A 1,503-nucleotide genomic window follows, 5' to 3' on the forward strand; every position below is an offset into this window, starting at 1 on the left:
GTAAGACCGTATGTCCTTCTTCGGGAGTGAGGTGGCTCGCCCTACACTGCTCTTCCGAGGGTTGCTCGGATGGGCCCGAGCCGATCCTCATAACAGGAGGACGAGCCATGTCAGATTATACAGAAGCTTTTGTCGGAATCGATGTTGCCAAGCTAAGGAATGCGATTGCCATTGCTGAGGCCGGCCGCAGTGGTGAGATACGCTATTTCGGTGAAGTCGAAGCTTCGGATGCCGGAATGCGCCGCGCGATCCACCGGATAGCCGCAAGGTTTGAGCGGGTATGTTTCTGTTACGAGGCCGGTCCTACAGGCTACGGGCTTTACAGGCTTATCCGTTCGCTTGGCCACGAATGCATCGTTGTCGCTCCGTCGCTCATTCCGAAGAAGCCAGGTGATCGGGTAAAGAACAACCGTCGTGATGCCATTTCGCTCGCCCGGCTATTGCGGGCCGGCGAGCTCACAGCGGTCTGGGTTCCGGATGAAGGCCACGAAGCTATGCGGGATCTTGTCCGGGCCCGCACGAGTGCTGTTGAGACGTTGCGCATCCATCGCCAGCAGATCAGCGCCTTCATGTTGAAGCACGGTCGTATCTATCCAGGCAAGAAGAGCTGGACGAAGCGCTATCTTCAATGGCTGCACGAACAAAGCTTCGCCCATCCAGCGCATAAAATCGCACTCCAGGAAATGGTTGAAGCTGTGTGCACCTCCAAAGCGAGAGCAGAGCGATTAGAGAAGGTCATCGGCGAGTTCGTCTCGAACTGGTCCCTGGCGCCAACGGTACGAGCGCTACAAGCGTTGCGCGGCGTTGATCTGATCATCGCGGTGACGTTTGCGACGGAGGTTGGGGATGTTGGTCGGTTTGAGAGCCCCCGCCAACTGATGGGCTATCTCGGTCTCGTTCCCGGAGAGCGGTCGACCGGAGAGACAACAAAAAGGGGCGGAATCACCAAAGCCGGAAACAGCCGCGTCCGCACATTACTGGTCGAGAGTTCCTGGACGTATCGGTATCCACCTCGGATCAGCAAGAGGAAGTTTTATCGTTTGGAACAAGTGTCATCGCCGATCCGGGATATCGCATGGAAAGCCCAGATCCGACTAACAGCCCGCTATCGCAGGCTGACTGCGAGGGGAAAGAAGTCCACGGTTGTTTGCACAGCAATTGCGCGGGAACTCGCAGGCTTTATGTGGGCGGTTGCAAGAGAGGTGCGGCAGAACACTCCATAACAGCCGCGGCCATCAGAACTCGCGTATTGGTGGAGGCGGGACAACGGCAGGGGAATGTCCGTTCACCGCTTTGTGGCCGGCACGACCGACGCCCGCAGTAAGACAGGAACAGCCCCGGACGCAAAATCGGGAATGCGGTACCCAACCCGCGTATCAGAGCTTGATCACCGACGTCCTTGGGTTCCGCCTCCTCCAATGCGCGAACAAGACTGCAAGACGTTCTTCTGAACGCTAGGCGAGGTGCGTCGAGAGCGTTGACAGCGGACATCAGAGCGGTGAA

1 protein-coding gene is annotated in these 1,503 nt (G+C 57.7%); it reads left to right on the top strand.

Going from position 1 to position 1,503, the window contains the following annotated elements; translation table 11 throughout:
• The first annotated feature begins 107 nt into the window (after window positions 1-107).
• Window positions 108-1,223: an IS110 family transposase gene (locus tag PMI09_RS00050; RefSeq protein ID WP_007787704.1), complete on the top strand. Its 1,116-nt coding sequence runs from the start codon at window positions 108-110 to the stop codon at window positions 1,221-1,223.
• Window positions 1,224-1,503: the final 280 nt, after the last annotated feature.

Source organism: Rhizobium sp. CF122 (assembly GCF_000282035.1).
GTDB lineage: Bacteria > Pseudomonadota > Alphaproteobacteria > Rhizobiales > Rhizobiaceae > Rhizobium.

What these genes read in the sequence shown, in the direction of transcription:
- PMI09_RS00050 (WP_007787704.1), top strand. Translation starts at nt 108, where the DNA reads ATGTCAGATTATACAGAAGCTTTTGTCGGAATCGATGTTGCCAAGCTA.